The following is a 2,010-nucleotide window of genomic DNA, read 5'->3' on the forward strand; positions in this document are numbered from 1 at the left end:
TAAATCCTAAACTATGATCCGCCTTTCTCGACAACAAGCCAAGACGGCACTTGTTCAACTCAGCGATCGCTTTCAAGCTACCGACTACCATAGTGATCATCTGGCTATTCGCACTAAAGCCGCCTATGCAATGGGAGATTTTGGCGGTGCTATTCCCGGCTGTATGCAAGTCTTCTTTTTGCTGTTTTTCTTGACTAATATTGCGGGACTTGATGCAGGTTTAGCAGGTAGTGTATTATTACTTGGTAAAGGATGGGATGCTATCAGTGATCCGATGATTGGTTGGTTAAGCGATCGCACCCAGTCTCGTTGGGGAAGGCGTTACCCTTGGATGATAGTAGCTTCTATTCCTTTGGGTATCTGCTTTTTCCTGCATTGGGTTGTACCTCCTGTTAGTGGCTGGCTACTATTCGGCTATTATGGCTTGATTACCATCCTATTTTATACCGCATTTACCGCCGTATTTCTTCCCCTCGGTGCTTTGGCGGCTGAACTTACCCAAGACTATGACGAACGTACCAGTTTAATCAGCTTTCAATCAGCTTTTAAAATTGGCGGAAGTCTATTTGCTTTAGTGTTAGCCCAGGTTTTATTTGGATTATTTGAATCTCCCCAATTGCGATATCCTTTATTGGGTAGTTTGGGGGGATTAATGGCGATGATATCTGTCTATATATGTGTTTTTGGAACCAGTAAACGCTACTTTCAACAAGAAGCTAAACGATTGGCAATCACCCGACCTCCATCATTACCATTTTTACAACAAATTCGCATTGCCTTTAGTAATAAACCCTTTCTTTATGCCATTGGGATTTATTTATGTTCCTGGTTGGGAGTACAGGTAACCGTTGCTATTCTACCCTATTTTATAGTAGATTATATGCAACTAGCCGATCGCCACTTAACCCAAATGGCATTATTAGTGCAAGGGGTATCCTTACTGGGTATGGCTTTCTGGAATGCGATCGCCCAAAAAGTAGACAAAAAAACCGTCTATTGTTTAGGCATTCCCTTCACCATGTTAGCCGGAGTCGGACTATTCATGCTGCAACCCGGACAAATGCTGACCATGTATGGTTTAGGTGCGATCGCTGGATTTGGAATAGCTACCGCCCACCTAGTCCCCTGGTCAATTTTACCCGATGTTGTCGATCTCGATGAACTCAACACCGGACAGCGACGGGAAGGCATTTTTTACAGTTTTATGGTAATGTTACAAAAACTAGGAATTGCCCTATCCCTATTTATTGTCGGACAAATTCTCAGCCATGCTGGACTGTTAGCCACAGCCGGTTCCAAAGAAGCAATCAGCCAACCCGAATCCGTATTATGGGCAATTCGCCTGATGGTAGGCCCCATTCCCATTGCCTTTTTATCCATGGGGTTAGTATTAGCCTATTTTTACCCAATTACTCGCACCGTCCACGCAGCCATTCGTCTACAATTGCAACAACGCCACGACTAAATAACTACCAATGATAGGGGCGGCTGGTAGGGGCGGGTGCTAGATCCGCCCCGGTAAAAACCCGCCAACTTACGGAACTCGCCCTTCTTCTTATGTAACACCCCGGTAAAAACCCGCCAACTTACGGAACCCGCCCTTCTTCTTATATAACGCCCCGGTAAAAACCCGGCAACTTACGGAACCCGCCTTCACCTACGGTAAAAACCCGGCAACTTACGGAACCCGCCCTTCTTCTTATATAACGCCCCGGTAAAAACCCGGCAACTTACGGAACCCGCCCTTCTTATGTAACGCCCCGGTAAAAACCCGCCAACTCACGGAACCCGCCCTTATTCTGTTCGGAACCCAGATATAGCACAAGACAGAAAAGTTAGGACGTATAGCACATGACCCGATATCGGGAATGGCAATCGGGAACTCGTCAATGTCGGGATGCCAAACGTCCCGTCCTCAATCCCAACAGTGGCTGTTATCCGACCCTGTATAAAGGTATAGCACAAGACAGGAAAGTTAGGACGTATAATGGAGAGGACGAGATGACTAAG

1 protein-coding gene is annotated in these 2,010 nt (G+C 46.1%); it reads left to right on the forward strand.

Features of this window, described 5'->3' with window-relative positions; translation table 11 throughout:
- Positions 1 to 13: 13 nt before the first annotated feature.
- Positions 14 to 1,465, forward strand: coding sequence for an MFS transporter (locus P5683_RS24370; protein WP_006623265.1), 1,452 nt, complete (start codon positions 14 to 16; stop codon positions 1,463 to 1,465).
- The last annotated feature ends 545 nt before the right edge of the window (positions 1,466 to 2,010 follow it).

Source organism: Limnospira sp. PMC 1279.21 (assembly GCF_032349615.1).
Lineage (GTDB): Bacteria > Cyanobacteriota > Cyanobacteriia > Cyanobacteriales > Microcoleaceae > Limnospira > Limnospira fusiformis.

Coding starts and splice junctions, on each gene's coding strand:
- P5683_RS24370 (WP_006623265.1), top strand. CDS start 14: ATGATCCGCCTTTCTCGACAACAAGCCAAGACGGCACTTGTTCAACTC.